This is a genomic window from Aquimarina sp. AU58 (genome assembly GCF_900312745.1).
GTDB classification, from domain to species: domain Bacteria; phylum Bacteroidota; class Bacteroidia; order Flavobacteriales; family Flavobacteriaceae; genus Aquimarina; species Aquimarina spinulae.
In genome coordinates this window covers 438,033-455,743 of sequence record NZ_OMPD01000014.1, presented here as the reverse complement: position 1 = coordinate 455,743, position 17,711 = coordinate 438,033, and the positions used below count along the sequence as shown (strand labels likewise).

15 protein-coding genes are annotated in these 17,711 nt (G+C 33.1%); 6 read left to right on the top strand and 9 right to left on the bottom strand.

Annotated elements, in window-relative coordinates:
• Positions 1–164: 164 nt before the first annotated feature.
• Complete coding sequence (locus DK441_RS13655) at positions 165–1,310, top strand: methionine aminotransferase (RefSeq protein ID WP_109851221.1); 1,146 nt, start codon at positions 165–167, stop codon at positions 1,308–1,310.
• A 117-nt stretch (positions 1,311–1,427) separates the two neighbouring features.
• Here the strand turns inward: DK441_RS13655 and dinB are convergent, their stop codons facing one another.
• Positions 1,428–2,561 carry a DNA polymerase IV gene (gene dinB / locus DK441_RS13650; protein WP_109851220.1) on the bottom strand — a complete coding sequence of 378 codons (1,134 nt, stop codon included), beginning with the start codon at positions 2,559–2,561 and terminating at the stop codon, positions 1,428–1,430.
• A 71-nt stretch (positions 2,562–2,632) separates the two neighbouring features.
• On the opposite strand from dinB, the gene DK441_RS13645 reads away from it, so the two are divergent.
• The 3 genes from DK441_RS13645 to DK441_RS13635 all read left to right on the top strand — a co-directional run bounded on the left by DK441_RS13645 (position 2,633) and on the right by DK441_RS13635 (position 5,314).
• Complete coding sequence (locus DK441_RS13645; RefSeq protein ID WP_109851219.1) at positions 2,633–3,100, top strand: CYTH domain-containing protein; 468 nt, start codon at positions 2,633–2,635, stop codon at positions 3,098–3,100.
• A 38-nt stretch (positions 3,101–3,138) separates the two neighbouring features.
• Entirely contained in the window at positions 3,139–4,191 is a 1,053-nt protein-coding gene (locus DK441_RS13640) for an SH3 domain-containing protein (protein ID WP_109851218.1), read from the top strand.
• A gap of 217 nt (positions 4,192–4,408) precedes the next feature.
• Entirely contained in the window at positions 4,409–5,314 is a 906-nt protein-coding gene (locus DK441_RS13635) for a hypothetical protein (protein WP_109851217.1), read from the top strand.
• 99 nt (positions 5,315–5,413) lie between these two features.
• Here the strand turns inward: DK441_RS13635 and DK441_RS13630 are convergent, their stop codons facing one another.
• Together DK441_RS13630 and DK441_RS13625 are read right to left on the bottom strand one after the other, a co-directional pair.
• Entirely contained in the window at positions 5,414–5,815 is a 402-nt protein-coding gene (locus DK441_RS13630; RefSeq protein WP_074405541.1) for a response regulator, read from the bottom strand.
• Positions 5,812–7,257 carry a PAS domain S-box protein gene (locus DK441_RS13625; RefSeq protein ID WP_109851216.1) on the bottom strand — a complete coding sequence of 482 codons (1,446 nt, stop codon included), beginning with the start codon at positions 7,255–7,257 and terminating at the stop codon, positions 5,812–5,814. The genes DK441_RS13630 and DK441_RS13625 overlap by 4 nt, the downstream gene beginning before the upstream one ends.
• A gap of 396 nt (positions 7,258–7,653) precedes the next feature.
• On the opposite strand from DK441_RS13625, the gene DK441_RS13620 reads away from it, so the two are divergent.
• Together DK441_RS13620 and DK441_RS13615 are read left to right on the top strand one after the other, a co-directional pair.
• Positions 7,654–9,375 carry a CHASE domain-containing protein gene (locus DK441_RS13620; protein WP_109851215.1) on the top strand — a complete coding sequence of 574 codons (1,722 nt, stop codon included), beginning with the start codon at positions 7,654–7,656 and terminating at the stop codon, positions 9,373–9,375.
• A gap of 88 nt (positions 9,376–9,463) precedes the next feature.
• Positions 9,464–9,970, top strand: a complete 507-nt coding sequence (locus DK441_RS13615; RefSeq protein ID WP_109851214.1) for a YciI family protein — start codon at positions 9,464–9,466, stop codon at positions 9,968–9,970.
• 87 nt (positions 9,971–10,057) lie between these two features.
• Here the strand turns inward: DK441_RS13615 and DK441_RS13610 are convergent, their stop codons facing one another.
• The 6 genes from DK441_RS13610 to DK441_RS13585 form a co-directional block, all read right to left on the bottom strand.
• A complete protein-coding gene (locus DK441_RS13610) occupies positions 10,058–12,349 on the bottom strand; it encodes a GEVED domain-containing protein (RefSeq protein ID WP_109851213.1) in 2,292 nt (763 codons plus the stop codon).
• Positions 12,350–12,557: 208 nt separating this feature from the next.
• A complete protein-coding gene (gene pbpC / locus DK441_RS13605) occupies positions 12,558–14,918 on the bottom strand; it encodes a penicillin-binding protein 1C (RefSeq protein ID WP_109851212.1) in 2,361 nt (786 codons plus the stop codon).
• Between the two features lie 195 nt (positions 14,919–15,113).
• On the bottom strand, positions 15,114–16,031 hold the full coding sequence (locus DK441_RS13600; protein ID WP_109851211.1) for a bifunctional UDP-sugar hydrolase/5'-nucleotidase: 918 nt from the start codon (positions 16,029–16,031) through the stop codon (positions 15,114–15,116).
• Positions 16,021–16,791 carry a 5'-nucleotidase C-terminal domain-containing protein gene (locus DK441_RS13595; protein ID WP_109851210.1) on the bottom strand — a complete coding sequence of 257 codons (771 nt, stop codon included), beginning with the start codon at positions 16,789–16,791 and terminating at the stop codon, positions 16,021–16,023. The genes DK441_RS13600 and DK441_RS13595 overlap by 11 nt, the downstream gene beginning before the upstream one ends.
• An 81-nt stretch (positions 16,792–16,872) precedes the next feature.
• The gene (locus tag DK441_RS13590) at positions 16,873–17,166 is read right to left on the bottom strand and encodes an antibiotic biosynthesis monooxygenase (protein ID WP_109851209.1); all 294 of its coding nucleotides are present in this window, start codon (positions 17,164–17,166) and stop codon (positions 16,873–16,875) included.
• Positions 17,167–17,195: 29 nt separating this feature from the next.
• Positions 17,196–17,708 carry a hypothetical protein gene (locus DK441_RS13585; protein ID WP_109851208.1) on the bottom strand — a complete coding sequence of 171 codons (513 nt, stop codon included), beginning with the start codon at positions 17,706–17,708 and terminating at the stop codon, positions 17,196–17,198.
• Between the last annotated feature and the right edge of the window lie 3 nt (positions 17,709–17,711).

The window sequence follows — 17,711 nt, the reverse complement described above, 5'->3', positions numbered from 1 at the left end:
ATGCTTTTTTAGCCAAGCTTTACCTTGGGTTTATTTCGCTATTTATAATGAATATAAAAAAGAAAGAGGCTTTGTTTATCGCTAAGCACTAAAACGTTTGAAATACAGTATTAACTTTAAACAAAAAACAACGCTTTTTTTTACAATTATGCTAATTTTACCTTATGCAAAATATCAATTCCAAACTTCCAGAGGTTTCAACTACCATATTCACAGTAATGAGTCAATTAGCTCATAAACATGAAGCGTTAAATCTGTCTCAGGGTTTTCCTAATTTTGAAGCAAGTCCAGAACTAATTAATTTGGTAACTCGGGCCATGCAAAACGGGTATAATCAATATGCGCCAATGCCTGGATCGCTTTCTTTAAGAGAAGTTATAACTAAAAAAACCAACGCGCTATACGGCAGTCATTATCATCCCGAAACCGATATTACGATAACCTCTGGTGCTACACAGGCAATTTTTACTATTATTTCGGCTTTTATACATCCTGGGGATGAGGTAATTATATTTAAACCTGCCTATGATTCGTATGAACCATCAATCAAATTATATGGAGGAACAATCGTTCCAGTTCAATTAACTGCTCCTAATTTTAGCGTTGATTGGCAAGAAGTGGCTTCTAAAATCACTTCCAAAACCAAAATGATCATTATTAACACACCTCATAATCCCAGTGGTAGTATTTTATCAAAAGAAGATATGCTTCAGTTAGAAAAACTAATTAAGAACACAGATATCATTTTATTGAGTGATGAAGTTTATGAGCACATCATTTTTGATGATCAGAAACATCAAAGTGCTGCATTATTTCCCGGACTAGCCGAACGTGCTTTTATTACTGCTTCTTTCGGAAAGACATTTCATACTACCGGTTGGAAAATGGGGTATTGCCTGGCTCCAAAAGAATTAATGACAGAATTTAGAAAAGTGCATCAATTTAATGTTTTTTCTAGTAGTCATCCTATGCAATATGCCTTGGCCGAATATTTAAAAGTTCCGGAGCATTATCTTTCCCTTCCGGATTTTTATCAGCAAAAACGGGATTTTTTCCTATCTATGATTACCGATTCTCGTTTTAAGTTTATTCCTGCATCAGGAACTTATTTTCAGGTATTAGATTATTCTGCTATTACTGATGAAAATGATGTAGCTTTCGCTGAAAGGTTAACCAAAGAATATAAAATTGCATCTATCCCGGTATCCGTTTTTAACTTAAATCAAAAAGACGATAAAGTACTACGGTTTTGCTTTGCTAAAACCGAAGAAACGTTAAAACGAGCCGCAGATATTTTGTGCGAGATTTGATCTAAAATTATATCCATTCGAGTGATTCGACTAAAAGAAGAATTGTACTTCGGTAAGTTTAGTAGGACTACCGAGAATAGTGATTTTTATGCTAAAAAAGTTATTCTCAATATAGTTTTAAAAATCAAATCGTAACTGAATAATCTCTACTTCTTCTTTTTCCTTTTCTTTTTTCTTCTCCTTACCTGTATTGAGATTAGATAGTGAAATCCCTAATAATCGAACAGAATCCTTCATCTTATCCTGATACAACAACTCTTTTGCGGTTTCTAATAAGATATTGGTATCACTTACAAAATAAGGCAATGTTTTACTACGGGTCTGTAGCGTAAAATCACTATATCTTATTTTTAGAGTCACCGTTCTACCGGCAACTTTGCTTCGTTTAAGACGTTTTTGAAGCTCTTCTGCAATACTTTCTAATCGCTCGAGCATATAGATTTCTGAAGCTATATTTTCGCTAAAAGTACGTTCTGCTGCCAGGGATTTACGCTCACGGTTGGGTTTTACCTCGCTTAAATGAATTCCTCGTACAATACGGTAGTAGTGCCCTCCTGATTTACCAAAATGCTGAGTAAGAAACTCTTCTGATTTTAATTTTAAATCTTTACCGGTATAAATCCCCATTTGATACATTTTAGCCTGGGTGACTTTACCTACTCCATAGAATTTTTTAACATCCAGACCTTCCAGAAACTCAATTACTTCTTCGGGGTTTACTGTTTTTTGTCCGTTAGGTTTATTATAGTCACTTGCTACTTTGGCAATAAATTTATTAATCGATATTCCTGCAGAAGCAGTTAATCCTATCTCATCAAAAATCTGTTTTCTAATTTCCTGAGCAATAAGTGTTGCACTGGGATTGCCTTTTTTATTCTCGGTAACATCCAGATAAGCCTCATCCAGTGATAAAGGCTCTACCAAATCTGTATACTCAAAAAATATTTTCCTGATTCGAGAAGAAATTTCTTGATACCGATCAAATCGAGGTCGAACAAAAATCAGATCAGGACAAAGTTTTCTTGCTTTAAAACCAGGCATAGCAGATCGCACACCAAATACTCGGGCTTCATAACTGGCTGCACTAACCACTCCTCGTTTTCCACCGCCGCCAACGGCTAACGGCTTTCCTCTAAGTTCGGGATTATCCAATTGTTCTACCGAAGCATAGAATGCATCCATATCGACATGTATGATTTTTCTATATGTACCCAACTCTTCCACTTTACAAAAATAATAGATATTGATCATTCAAATTATAATATCTTTATCTCTGATTATAAAACATTTCTACATCGTCTGAAATAATCGAATAATTAATCATGATTGAAATCGAACGTAAATTCCTGGTTACCTCTCAAACATTTAAAAATGAAGCACAAAAAAGTACTCGCATCATACAGGGATTTCTAAATACCGATCCAGTACGAACAGTTCGTATACGAATCAGAGGAGAATATGCCTTTATCACCGTAAAAGGAATTGGTAATACTTCGGGGACTTCACGATTTGAATGGGAAAAAGAAATCGATGTATCAGATGCAGAGCAATTAATGCTTTTATGTGAAAAAGGAATTATAGAAAAAATACGATATGAAATCCCTCTGGGAAATCACATTTACGAAGTCGATGAATTCTTTGGAGAAAACAAAGATCTCATCATAGCCGAAATTGAATTAGACAATGAAAATGAAACATTCCTAAAACCAGATTGGTTAGGAAAAGAAGTTACAGGTGATAGAAGATATTATAATTCTCAATTAAGTAAAAAGCCATACAAAACCTGGTAAATCATTTTTTACTTTAAAATATTTTAAAAACTAATAGAATGAGGAAGCTTTTAAATCTGATCATGTTACTACTTATTGTTATGTCTTTCTTGAACTGTAAAGATAGTAGTAGTACAAAAGATAAACGGGATGAGCATAAAAATGATCGTCAAAACAACATAGAAGCATCTTCAGAAAAAATTGACAATACTATATTTCATTATATAACAGCTATTAACGGGCTTAGTGTACGAAAACAGCCTGATATTAATGCCGAAAAGATAAGTACTTTGGATTACGGGACTCCTGTTGAAATTATTGAAGAGACTCATCAAACTTTTCAGGTTAAAGAAGGCACAAAAACAATTGATGGTAAATGGGTATTAATAGATTCAAAAGAAACCACCAGTATAAAAGGCTATGTTTTTGATGGATTCTTAACCAGAGAAAACCCAATGCCATATCGATTATCTAATACTGATTTAAACTCTACTCGTTCATATAATAAGGATAGTGATATAGATAAATATCTTATTTTAGAGTTAATCTCAAAAAAAACTTATGAAGAGTTAAAACAAAGACAAAACAACTTCATAACAATAAAAGAAGATACGTTAGAGATTAAAAAAAACAATGGGAAAATAGATTTGCCTACTGATCAGGGCGTTATTACATTGCTAGATATACGAGAAAAAGATATGGGTTATGCGTCTTATCATTATTTAGGAGCTATAGATAGTTTAAACGTCTATGTGATTCGAGGAGATTATATAGGATATAGTGAACATTTATTAATTAATAAGGCTACGGCCAGAAAAGATACTCTTGCCGAAAAACCAATTATTTCGCCAAATTGGAAAAAAATGATCACCGCTTCTATAGATGGACAAACTATAGAACCGACAGATCTACAGTTATTTGATATAGAAAAAAACAAGTATATATTGAGATTGATGGTTAATTTTCAAGGATGGTTCCATTCACAAGAAGAGAATAGTATTTTTTGGATCAACAAAGATGAGTTTTGCATGAAGATAATGTCATTACAACATGCCGAAAATGAAGGATTTAAAGAACATTGTTATCAATATATAAAAATAAAAGTATTATAAATTGATTCTCATTTTGTTAAACAAGTATACATCTTAATATTCTTTCTCAATCAAGTAAAAACCACACTTATTATGGTAAAAAAGTAAGATCAATAAGTTTTTGACTTCTATTAACATTGCTTTAATAAATCTTAACAAAAGAGTAACATGTAATATTGGTAAGGTGAACTGAATAAGCACGGCTAAGCCAACTAATTTATTAACCAAAATTACAGTTATGTTGCACAAATCTAAAAGATCCCTAATAGGGATCACATTATGTATTTTCCCATTTTTAAATGTGATAGGACAAGTTCCTGTAAACGGATTTTACCCTAAAAAGAATTCTTTTACCTTAGCCCCCAGTTATGGATACAAGAGTTATGATCAGTTCTATAGAGGGTCTACATTATCTGAAGGAAACCCTGCTGGTTTAGGAGAAATTTCTTCATCTATTATTTCTTTTTATAGCCAATATGCCATCACAAACTGGTTATCTACAACCGTTACTCTACCATATATTAGTGTCGAAAGTGAAGATGGAGCACTTGATCCCGTTCAAAATGTAGCACAGGTAGATGGTATTCAGGATTTAGGGATTTTTCTAAAAGCCAGAGTTTTGGAGAAAAAATTTGACAACTCTTCCCAGATAACCCTAGGAGGTGCTTCTGGAGTAACATTTCCTGTAGGGAATTATAAAGGAGGAGGCGTACTTTCTCTAGGTAATGAAGCTACCACTGTTAATGGTTCAGCTATATTTCAATATACCACTCCGTTTAAAATATTTAGTGAACTACAATTAGGATATAGTATACGTAACAGTAATGATTTTGATATTCCTAATGCTATGTTGTACAGTGCCAAAATAGGGTACTATAATAAATTTCTTTATGTACATGCTAAACTCGACATACAAAACTCTATGTCGGGATATGATATTGGCACCCCAGAATTTGGTAATGCAGGAGGACCCGCTATCTTACCAGAAACCGAAGTAGATTTCACTAATCTTTCTTTCGATTTTTATGTTCCCGTTTACAAAAACGCTTTAGGTATTTCTGCTGGTTACAGTACTACTCTAGATGGTAGAAATTATAATAAAGAATCTGTTTTTTCATTTGGATTAGTATATACCACTAGATAGTATGCATGATAAAAATAACTCCCATCAAATACAAATATACTTGATGGGGTTATCTAGCATAGATATGAGTTTGATGACAATAGAGACTTAATGTATAAGTCAGACACTTTCTAATAGTGACTCTAATTGATCTTCATTAATAGGTTTAATAAGATATCCAGAAACCAATTCAAATTCTTTAGCTTTTTCTGTATCTGTTGGATTGTCTGACGATGATAAGATGTAAATAATAATATCTTTTTTAATTTCTGGAGTGATTGTAACGAATTCTTCCAGAAATCCCCAACCATCCATAACAGGCATATTTATGTCTAGTAAAATTAAATCTGGTAACTTCTCTATTTTCCCAATTGTTGATCTTATGAAATTAATACCTTCTTCTCCATTAGAGAATACAAGTAGTTTTTGATTAGGGCTAAGCTTATGTACGATTTTTTTTATGATAAACTGGTGAATGTTATCATCATCTATTAGACATAAAATATGGTTCTCCTTAATCATAACACAATATTTATAGTAAATTTAGTTCCTTTATCAAGTTCGCTATCAATAGCTATTGTCCCTTTTAAGGCTTCGATTTGATTTTTAATTATGAAAAGCCCTAATCCTTTGGCGCCAGCATTTTTATGAAACGTTTTTCTAAACCCAAACACTTTATCTCTATATTTATCTAAGTCAATTCCCAATCCATTATCTTTAAATATTAGTTGAATTCTATTATTCACTTTTTCAGAAGAAATATGAATGACAGGGTTTCTTTTGGAAGAGCAGTATTTTAGTGAGTTTGAAATAAGATTAAGAAATATACTTCTTAAATAAGCAATCGAATAGGAAATTTCTTCAACTTTAAAATCAGTAATGATTTTTGCCTGAGTCTCCATGATTTTTGCACTTAATTGCCTTTTTACTTCTATACATGTTTCTTGAAGAGAAATATTTTGAATAGTCATATCTGTAGATTCATTAATCTGCACAACGTTTATCAAATCTTTCATTGTTTTATTAAGTACCTCTGCAGAGTTTTTGATCATATCTGTATAATTCATTTGCTCTTCGGTAAGCGTACTTTCTTCCAAAAATTTGGTAAGCATAAAAATATTAGCCACTGGTGATCTTAAATTATGAGAGGTAATATAGGCATAGTCCTCTAATTGCTTATTTTTTGCTATCAATTCCTGTAATGTCGCTTCTATTTTTTGTTCTTGTCTAATGGCTTTTGTAATATTTCTGGCAATTCCAAATACTTCTCCGGTATGATCTAATGCGGTGGCGTTCCAATCTAACCAAACAATTTCTCCTGCTTTAGTAAGGTATCTATTCCTAAAGTTAAATATGGTAGTCCCATCAAATTGTTTTGCTGCTTCTGCAACAGTATTTTGTTGATCATCTGGATGCACAAATGTTAAGTAAGGTTTATCCATTAATTCTGTTTCGGTATATCCCATAGTTTTACTCCATTGCGGGTTTAATTTGGTAAAATACCCTTCAGGATTTGAAATGGTTATTAAATCCTGGCTTAAATTAAATAGATCTTCTAATTGTCTATTTTTAAGTTTTAGAGCAATTAAATCTGCTTCTATTGAAGATTTTTCTGTTTTTTTTTGAGTTATATCTTTTGCAATTAGTAAAAAGCCTTCTTCATATCCTATCTTGGTTATAATAGATTCTAACCATATTATATCTCCCATTTTACTAATAAGTCTAACTATGAATGGTTTAGAGTTAGGAGTTTGTAGTTGGTTCTCGATTGCTTGTTTGGCCTTACTCCTATCTTCATAGTGCACCAAAGTTAAATAAGGAATACTTAACAATTCCTTTTTACTATATCCTAATAAAACAGACCACTGAGGGTTTGACTCAACAAAATATCCATTATCATTTACTATTGTGATAAGATCATTATTAAGTACATTTTTTTTTATATATACAGAACTTGTTTTCATCGTATTGTCATTACAGCATTATATGAAATTTTGACATTTAAATTTATTAATGAGGTAGCCTAATACAACTATCATTGTAGTTATTTGTTTTTACTATTAAAAAACCGGTCTCAGGGTAAGGTAAAACATCAGAATAATAGGGATATAATGTTTGTATTAAAGTTACTACAATAACACAACATAAACAACTGTAAATCAATAATAAAAAAATAAAATTTACATCTTCTATTCATCATAATCAACATAATAATTACTATCTTTAAATTATCCCTATTAAGAAAGTTACCCCTATTAAGAATTCTGAAGCTTATATCCCTTTTCAAAACATCTGAAGAGTTCTTCTTTTTACTACTACAACCCCATTAATATAAAAGATCTATTGAGCTTCTAAAAATTATGAAAAGAAAACGGTATTATTTAAAATCCCTTATTGATTCTAAATATTGTATTCCTGTTATTTGGGCTATAGGATTATCACTCTCAATACTTCTGGCAAGATCCTATTATATCCTCGAGCAAAAAAAAATTGAAATCAAATTCAAGAATGAAGTTGATCAATTTGCAGCATCTCTGCACAGAGAATTTGAGTTAAACCTAGTCTCCTTACACACACTAGCCACATTATTCAAATCAAACGAGATCCCTAGTTATCAAATGTTTATTACAGAATCTCAATCTATACGTAAAAGAAATAGTAGTTTTTTGGCTTTAGAATGGGTTCCCTGGGTAAAACATGAAATGAGGTCCTTTTATGAGAAAAAGCATCAACAAGAATTTTCTGATTTTAGCTTTTCAGAAAAAGACAGTTTTAATCAATTGGTAAATGCAAAAATCAGAAAAGAATATTTTCCTGTCTATTATGTTGATCCTTTCGCAAAAAACAAAAATGCTTTTGGATATGACTTAGGTTCAGAAAAAGAGCGGTATAACACTCTTAAATCCTCACAATTATTGGGTAAACCCCTTATTAGCGGAAATGTGAAATTAGTGCAAGAAAAAACAAATCCAGAAGGATGCTTAGCTTTTCTGCCTATTTTTATTGATAATGAATCTCAAAAAAACTACGACCCAAAAAACCTTAAAGGATTTGTACTTGGGGTTTTCAAATTTTCGAAAATCTTTGAAGCTGCTAATAACACCAATATATCTAAAGAAATTCGGATGTCGTTACTAAATCAAAAAGACGGAATTTCTAAAGATACCTTATTTACCTATCAATCTAAACAAGTCGATGCCCAGATAAATTTCACACATCAATTTGATTTACCAATCTTATGGGGGAAAAAATGGGTGTTAGTCGCCGATCCTACAATTACATATATAAAAAACGAAAGAACATCTTATCCTTTAATCATTCTAATAGCTGGAGTAGTATTCACCTCTTTACTTGTATTACTTTTTTATTCTTTCTCTAAAAGAAATACTCAACTAACACAACTTAATATCATGAAGTCAAAATTCCTGTCTCTAATATCCCATGATGTAAGAGGAGGAATAGGAACTATGGATGTACTTCTGAAACTAGTCTTAGAAGACTTTGAAAGCTATGACAAAACTCAATTAAAAGAAATTATAAAATCTATTGAGCAAAATACCACCTCTATTCATTTTACCTTAGAAAACCTTATTAGTTGGTCTAAAAATGATTTATTAGCGTTAAAACCAGAAAAATCTCTATTCAGTATTATCGAGTTATTTGAAAATATTACTGAATATTTTCAGCCTATTATAAACCTAAAAAGCCTAAAGTTTTCTACACATTATTTTACCAATGACACCTATATTCATGCAGATAAGAATATGATTTTGGCCAGCTTAAGAAATATCATCTCTAATGCTATAAAATACACTCAAAAAGAGGGAGAAATTCAAGTACGACTACATCAATCCAAAACCAAACACCTTATTGAAATCGAAGATACAGGAATCGGTATGAACCCTGATGAATTAAATAGGCTTTTTGAATACAATAAGACTCATAAAAAAGAAGGTACAGGAGGAGAAAGTAGTACAGGTATAGGTTTATTGATCACCAAAGATTTTTTAGACATGAACAATGCTAAGGTTCATGTAGAAAGTACTCTAGGTAAGGGGACTACATTTAAAATCACTATCTGATTATGTTTTGGTTACTAAATTGAAACACCATCCAATTCGAGTAAAATTCATTATTTTAACACCAGAAATGACTAAAAGCTTCATTAAGATGAAAAAACTACTCATATTTTTTGCATTACTATTCCTTTTCTCTTGTAAACAACAACCTAAAGAAGAAAGCATTCCACAATCGGAGACTACAAAAGAGGTTACCGAAGAAATTGAACCTTCAGTAAAATCAATCAAGGAAAAGTTGCAAAAAAATGGCTTTAAGATCTTTGATTATATAGATGAAGAAACCGGAGATACCGTGATTATGCAACAGTATTTTATTGCTTTCTTAAAAAAAGGCCCCAATCGTTCTCAAAATAAGGAAGAAGCAGATAGTTTACAAAAATTACATCTTGGACATCTTGGTAGAATGTATAAAGAAGGATACGCCGATATTTCGGGACCTTTTGGAGATGATGGTGATATTCGTGGAATCACAATTTACAATACACCAACACAAAAAATGGCAGATAGCTTGGCTAACATGGATCCTATGGTAAAATCCGGCCGTCTAACTATCGAAATACATCCTTGGTGGGCAGCAAAAGGATTTCCTTTGAGGTAAGTAAATAAAAAAGAGTGAGTTCCTGATAAAACTCAGGAATCCCACTCTCTTTTTCATATTTTACATACTAAGCTAGCTAGTTTGACTTTATCGCTTCACAAAGCGTTTAGTATATTGATTGTTTCCGTCGGTAAATTTCAGAAAGTAAATTCCCTGTTTCAAATGTCCAACATCTATGGTAGATTGATTTTTACCTGATACCGAGATAATTGTTTTTCCTAAAATATCTATTACCGAATATGAGATTTCTTTTGATTGCGTCTTGAAAGATATATTTAGTATATCTCTAGCCGGATTAGGATAAAGTGTTACATTATTATTTTGTTTAGCAACTACTGATCCACCAATCACAACAGTATAATCTTCGACCTCTCCATAATTAAATGATCCGCAAGGAGAAGGAGATGTATTATATCTCATAGTAACCCGCATTCTAGTCGTTCCGTTGGTAGCAGACGAAGGTACTGTAAAGCTTCCGCTTACGGTTGCGTTTTGAGTTGCAGATTGTGTCCAGACTTGTTCTCCGGCATCTGTAAAATCACCATCTTGATTATAATCTATCCAGACTCTATATGCTTCACTATATGTTGTACCTGCCCAGGTAGGTGTTACCGTAATCGTATTTGAGCTTCCTTTTGATAGATTTGTAGATTCTGATGTAAAATCGCTATATCCTCCACTTCCTGCGGTAGAAGTTTTATCAATAGATCCTAGTTGCACTCTACTAATATATTCTTCAGAAGCATTATTTCCATTTGCAGAACAATAAGTAACTCCACCACCGCCTGTAGTAGTTACATTAACTGTATTACTAAATCCAGAAATATTTCCTGCTGCATCTTTGGCCTTTACTCTAAATTGATATGCTGTATTAGCAGTCAATCCCGTAATATTTGCAGAAGTACCGGTTACCGATGTGGCAATTGAATTCCCTTGATACACATCATATCCAGTCACCCCAACATTATCGGTAGAGGCATTCCATGAAAGTGATACAGAAGTTGCTGCAACATTAGAAGCACTTAATCCCGCAGGAGCAGAAGGTGCCTGTGTATCTCCGCCACTGCCAGGGTTATATCCGTCCACTATTTTGGTAGTACATCCAGGAGCCAGCCATTGGCAAATATTTGGATATGTCACCGAGAGGCGACCATACCAATCTGGTGAGTTATTACCACAAGCAGCGTCTCCACCATGCAATTGACCTACAACCCTTTTATTTTGATCATAGAGAGGAGATCCAGAAGATCCTCCTTCTGTGGTTCCATCATCCCAATCACTTACTCTCCAGTGGGTAGTTCCTGATCCTGATCCTCCATAATACGATGTGATTGAAGATGGATCACTATCAAATGATATCTTTTTCACATCACCAGCAGGGTGATGAATACCTGTAGTTTGAGTAGGAATACTTCCCGTGGCATCCCATCCCGAATAATATACATTATATGCAGAAGGTGGTGTAGAAGAAAGTTTTAATAATGCATAATCTGAACCTGAGCCGCTATCCATCATTTGAGAACCAGAAATAGACTGACTAGTTGACCCGTCAGAGTTATTGCTACACCCAGGAGATTCATAGTTAAAAACAAATACCCAGTTGGTCACGTCACGACCAGATGTACAGTGATTTGCTGTCAAAAAATATGGTGTTCCATTATTTGCAGTATTATTCATTAAAGATCCAGAGCACCATCTGGTTCCATTTCCTAAAATTGCTAATGCTACTGATCTGATTTGATCTCTCCATGGATCTCCTTCTGCACAAACTACATTGTTATTACAAGATCCAGAATCTCCAAAGTTTTTTGCCATGCTCATTATTCCTCTATAATCATGGGCAACTGCAGAAATGTTTAGATCTGGTTGTTGTTTTACCTGAGCCGGTTGAAAATATTCTACTATGATTTTGTCTCCTTTTACAGGAGCTAAACCCAATCGTTTTGAGTTTTTATTATTAGCAGAAGTAAATGCGCCACGAACATCAGATTTGTCTCTGTTATAGACAAATAATTTACCTCCTTCAGGAATTTTGAAATTCGAAAAAGTAAGATTAAGTGACAATGCTCCTTTCGATTCAATCTCAATCAACCAATATCGGTCACCTTTCGAATTGGTATACCATTTTCCAGAATTTTTCGGATTAAGATTCGTTTTATGAGCATACGCAAAACGCATTGGTACGTCTTTACTTGATTCTAATGCATCTTCCTTTAGTAGTTTAGCAATATCTAGTTTAGGTAATGTGACATTAGGAATTTGACTTGATTTTGAAACACGTTCATTAGAGAACAAAGGTTCTCCTCCTTGGCCTATTTGGGAATAGGCGGTAATGCTTGAACATAACAATATGACAAGCAATAAAATTGCATTTTTCATTGGTTTTAAGAGTTAAGTTTGAGTTATACGTTAATAATTAACGCTAGCTAGTTTGTAAAATGTTGATTCTAAGATAACAAGAGAATTGTTCAAAATTTAACAAATAAGTTGTTTTAACACAAAATTGCAATGTTTTACAATTTTGTTAACAACTTGTTTTAGATTGCTTACGTGGAAAAAACAGAGTAATTACGGGATTAAATCAAAATCAATCTTTGATTTCTATTTTCCGTTTTAATTCATTTCCTTTTTCGTCTAAAACGGTAATAATATGTATTCCTGGTTTAGGGGCTACAGGCATTTCATGAAACTGCTTAGTTGTGCCAACAAATTGATGATCTATATACCAAAATACACGGGTTTCGGGATTTGTATGTGCAATTTTAAGAATTACCTCATTAGTTTTACCATCAAATCCTTTAGGTAAATATACACTACTATTAGGTTTTGGAAAAATAAAATCCATTCGTTCCTGAGATTCTTTTATACAATCGGGTCGATATGGTGGTAAGGATCGATAATCAGAATTAGCTGTTTTAAAAAAATACTCTTGTAACGGTGGTAGAACAAACCAAGATTCATGAATCATATTACCAACAGGTTCACAAGAAGAATTTACTCTGTATTGCCTTGTCCTATCCAAGTGTACTAATTGATGGTATGGACAAGGTTTGGTTCTGGTTTCCGAAACGGGAACATCTATTAGTTTGGTTGGACAATTACTACCCGCCAAAAAACCACTTTTAGTACAGACCGTAACAGTAATTAGATCATCATAAGGAGCAGGGAACCACTTAGATTTTGGCAATAGATTATATACATCAAATAAAACAGGTGCAGCCGAATTTAATCCTGTGAGTTCTGGTCGTCCTTCTCCATCGGCATTGCCAATCCAAATTCCTACCACATACTTTTGGCTAGCACCAATTGCCCAGGCATCCCTATTACCAAAGCTGGTTCCTGTTTTCCAGGCAATCTCTCTAGAAGAATCATAGAATTCCCAGGCTTCATCACCTTCTGGTCGGTTTACTTTTTTCATAGCCTCAAAGGTTAACCAAATGCTCCCGGCACCATATACTGGTTTTTGTTGTGTTCTTTTACCAAAATCTACTTCCCTTTCAGCCAAAACGATTGGTTCGGTAAATTCTTTGGTAAAATATTCACTAGAGGTACTTTGATAGTGATTTAACGTACCCGCAAAACCTGCATATGTTTTACTAAGATCCCAAAGGTTTCCTTCTGCTCCTCCAACAATCAATGACAATCCATAATGGTCAGCCCCATATCTCAAATCTCTAATTTGAAATGTATTCATTTCATCTCTAAATCTCTGTAAACCATATTTTTGTAATAATCGAACTGCTGGTATATTTAAAGAACGTGCCAAAGCTCGATTTGCTGCAACAGCACCACTATAGCTTTCATCAAAATTCTTGGGATTATACCCCGAAATTACTGTAGGAATATCAGAAACCAATTGTTCTGGTAACAATTCGCCTTTATCCATCATTGCAGCATATAATAATGGTTTTAATGTACTTCCCGTACTGCGGCCTGCCTTGATAATATCTACATCCTTTTGATGCGCTTTATCTGTTGGTGAATTCCCCACATAACTTAGTACTTCTCTGGTATCAACATCCAAAATCAAAACTGCCATATTATGTACTTCATTTTGTTTTAATACCTCATAGTGTCTTTTAACCACTCGATTAACCTGTTTTTGTAGTATTGGATCGATTGTAGTTTGTACTCTCTTGCCTTCATGTTTTTTTGCTAATCTTTCTAATAAATGCGGAGTTGTTTGCGGTAAAAAGTATGGCTTCTTAGGTAGTGTTTCGCTTATTGATAGTTGATATGTTAATGAATCAATGGTTTCTTCTTCTAAAAGCGTAAGAAGCAATCGGTTTCTTTTCTTTAATAATTTAATTTGATTTTTTCCAGGGTAGATTAAAGAAGGGGCATTTGGTAATACCGCAAGTGTTGCGGTCTCTGCCCAGGATAATTGATGCGCGGGTAATCCAAAATAACGCCAGGCTGCCATATCGATTCCCACCACGTTACCACCAAAAGGAGCATGAGATGCGTATAGTTTCAAAATCTCTTCTTTAGAAGCTCCAAACTCCAGTCGTGTGGCCAGTATTAATTCTTTTAGTTTTTCAAAATAGGTGCGTTTTTTACCTTTTCGTGCCAAACGAATAACCTGTTGAGTAATTGTACTTCCTCCTCTAACCACTTTACCTGCACTACTATTTTCGATAATTGCTTCTCCCATCGCAACAGGGTTAAATCCAAAATGTCTATAAAATTGCTGATCTTCAAATGCAATGATACATCGTTCAAATTTTTTGGGTACACTATCGGTCTGAGGAAAACGCCATTGCCCATCAGATGCAATTTTGGCACCTAATAATTCACCGTTTCTGGTCTCAATTACTGTTGCAGTGGGATCATCAAATAATGGTCTTGGTAATAAAAAATAATATACAATCAACGCTACTCCAAGAATTAAGAAGCGTTTTGGATGGGTGTTTATATAGTTTTTTATGTTTTTAAGCAATGAACTCATCTTGACTTTTTCTATTTCCTAAAAAATGGTTGAATTTCACCCATATTTCGTTACTTTTTTTAGCCGTAGGCCCTGCTATGACTTTCAAAAAGCATCTCATCTGGTCAAATTTCACTTCATTTTCGGTTAAAAACAAAAAGTCAAGATGAGTTCAATGTGTATGATGGATGAATATATATTATTCAAAAAAGTATTTTAAACCTCTATTGATCTTCCTTCTGCTGTTTTATTCCTGTTGGTGTCAAAATAAAAATCAATTTGCCCCATATACACTCCGCTTTTACCACATTGGTTAATGAGTACTTTTTCTCCTATTACATTATCTACAATTACTGGTTTCGGTAATAATGTATGTGTATGACCGCCTATAATCAGGTCGATATCTTTTGTCTTTTTGGCTAGATGAAGGTCAGAAACTACATCTTGAGCATTTTTATACTCATATCCAATATGAGAAAGGCAAATCACAAGGTCGCAATGCTGCTCTTCTTTTAATATTCTGGTGATATCTTGAGCAATTTCGATAGGGTCGAGATATTGGGTTTCTTTATATAAACTTTTATTCACTAAACCTTCCAGTTCGACTCCTAATCCAAAGACTCCGATTTTAATCCCATCTCTAATTAATATTTTATATGGTTTTACTAAACCATCTAGCACCGTATTTTTAAAATCATAGTTGGCAGATACAAAATCAAAAGTTGCATTAGGCAATTGGTTCAATAATCCATTTATTCCATTATCAAAATCATGATTTCCAATGGTAGCAAGATCATAGTTTAGTTTTGACATTAGTTTAAATTCAATTTCCCCACCATAATAATTAAAATATGGAGTACCTTGAAAGATATCCCCTGCATCTAATAAAATAGTATTGGGATTTTCTTTTCGTACTTTTTCTATAATCGATGCTCTTCTGGCAAATCCTCCTAATCCCGGGTATTTATAATGATTATTTGGTAGAGGGTCAATCTGGCTATGTACATCGTTGGTATGTAGTACTGTTATCTTTTTTGATGTTGGTTTAACACAGGATACTAAGCTTCCCCCTCCTAAACTAGCTAAAGCTGTTGCCGATGCTATTTGCTGTATAAATCTTCTCCTATTCTGCATATCTCATTCTTTTATCGAGTTGTACTTTTAAGGTGTCTATTGATTTAAAATAATCGATTAGTGCATTTCTGAATTTATAATCTGTTTTATATAATTGTATAGGGTCTTTAAAGAAATTCATACTATCTCCTCCTTGTTGCAAATAATCTGTAGTAAGTACTAAATAGGTTTTATCTTTTTGTATTGATTCACCATTAATAATTAATTTTTGTACTTCTTTTGATTGTTTTACAATACTGAGTTGTAAATTAGAAACAGGGTGTGCTCGTTGTTTTTCGGTCAAATAAGAAACTAACTCCCGTACTTTTTCATAAGATAATTCTGTTACTACCAATTCATTTTCAAAAGGCATCACTTCAAAGGCTGTTCTAGCAGTAACCGGCCCTTTAAGAATTGGTGCCCGTAGACCCCCATGATTTAATAATACAAAATCAATTTCTTTATTATATCTCTTTTTAAAAATCGGTTCTACCTGGTGTAAAGAAATATCTGCTATAAGGTTACCTAATTTGCTTTCTAATTTTTCATCGTGTTTAGTAAAATCTACCTCAGCAATACACAGTGTAGCATCCAAAGTTTTATTTAAATGATCTCGGAAAGGTGCAATAAATGAATCTATAGCTTTATCTGCAACTATTGTGGAATCAATTTTTTGTTGAATTGCTGAGATCTTATTTACAGAAATCGATTGTTGCTTACAGGAATAAATACTTATCAAACCAAAAAGACCTAATAAGAGCTTATAAAACTTAGTATTCATATATTTTCGACTTTTCGACAATGGTAATAAAAAAAACAATATGTTGCTTTATGGTTAAGTTAAAATAACCGCTTTGCTATATCAGGACAATATAGATTCATAATGTTGCACTACAGGAAAAGGGTCATAAAAATGATGTAATAATTTTTTCCATTGTTGGTACTCTTCAGATGTTCTGAAACCTGTTTCATGATCCTCAATCGTTTTCCACTCTACCAACAATATATATTTATCATTTTCTTCTATACATTTCAATACATCATGCCTAATATATCCTTTCATAGTAGAAATGATTTTTTGAGCTTCTTTAAAAGCTTTCTCAAAAGCTTCTGATTCTCCAGGTTTTATATATAAAATTGCTTGCTCTAAAATCATTATTTTATCAACTATTGCGGGAACAATTTTTACTTACTTAAAGTGGTTTCTATTTTATCTAATGAAATTTTATTTATGCTTTTGGAATATGCTCCATGGACCATCTTTTTTTTAAGATCAACATCCAAAAAACCAGTCTCACATGCAAAGAAATCATAATCATTTACTTTTCCATTTTCAGAATCCTTCCAGATTTTGTTTGGGGCAATTAAATAATGGTTTCCAATTTTAAAATAATCGGTATATGGCCGACATAGCATTCCGTTATCTCCCCAAATTTGTATGGTTTTACGGGTATCTTCACCTTTATATTTTTTAATAACTTCTACTTTCATCGCCAAAGGCATTTTCTTCAATTTTCCATCATCTTCAAACTCCAAAAATTCAGAATACTCAATTACTTTTACCAGAGCAACAAACCCTCCTGTCGAAACTGAGGAAAATGAGCAATCTCCCTTGCAATCGCAATCACATGCAATGACTTGAGAAGAATACAATCCTATGACAAAGAGAGCTATGTATTTAAGCAGGTGTTTTTTCATAAT

Excerpts from the sequence above, each read along its gene's own strand:
- DK441_RS13655 (WP_109851221.1), top strand. The coding sequence starts at position 165 with ATGCAAAATATCAATTCCAAACTTCCAGAGGTTTCAACTACCATATTC.
- dinB (WP_109851220.1), bottom strand. The coding sequence starts at position 2,561 with ATGATCAATATCTATTATTTTTGTAAAGTGGAAGAGTTGGGTACATAT.
- DK441_RS13645 (WP_109851219.1), top strand. The coding sequence starts at position 2,633 with ATGATTGAAATCGAACGTAAATTCCTGGTTACCTCTCAAACATTTAAA.
- DK441_RS13640 (WP_109851218.1), top strand. The coding sequence starts at position 3,139 with ATGAGGAAGCTTTTAAATCTGATCATGTTACTACTTATTGTTATGTCT.
- DK441_RS13635 (WP_109851217.1), top strand. The coding sequence starts at position 4,409 with ATGTTGCACAAATCTAAAAGATCCCTAATAGGGATCACATTATGTATT.
- DK441_RS13630 (WP_074405541.1), bottom strand. The coding sequence starts at position 5,815 with ATGATTAAGGAGAACCATATTTTATGTCTAATAGATGATGATAACATT.
- DK441_RS13625 (WP_109851216.1), bottom strand. The coding sequence starts at position 7,257 with ATGAAAACAAGTTCTGTATATATAAAAAAAAATGTACTTAATAATGAT.
- DK441_RS13620 (WP_109851215.1), top strand. The coding sequence starts at position 7,654 with ATGAAAAGAAAACGGTATTATTTAAAATCCCTTATTGATTCTAAATAT.
- DK441_RS13615 (WP_109851214.1), top strand. The coding sequence starts at position 9,464 with ATGAAAAAACTACTCATATTTTTTGCATTACTATTCCTTTTCTCTTGT.
- DK441_RS13610 (WP_109851213.1), bottom strand. The coding sequence starts at position 12,349 with ATGAAAAATGCAATTTTATTGCTTGTCATATTGTTATGTTCAAGCATT.
- pbpC (WP_109851212.1), bottom strand. The coding sequence starts at position 14,918 with ATGAGTTCATTGCTTAAAAACATAAAAAACTATATAAACACCCATCCA.
- DK441_RS13600 (WP_109851211.1), bottom strand. The coding sequence starts at position 16,031 with ATGCAGAATAGGAGAAGATTTATACAGCAAATAGCATCGGCAACAGCT.
- DK441_RS13595 (WP_109851210.1), bottom strand. The coding sequence starts at position 16,791 with ATGAATACTAAGTTTTATAAGCTCTTATTAGGTCTTTTTGGTTTGATA.
- DK441_RS13590 (WP_109851209.1), bottom strand. The coding sequence starts at position 17,166 with ATGATTTTAGAGCAAGCAATTTTATATATAAAACCTGGAGAATCAGAA.
- DK441_RS13585 (WP_109851208.1), bottom strand. The coding sequence starts at position 17,708 with ATGAAAAAACACCTGCTTAAATACATAGCTCTCTTTGTCATAGGATTG.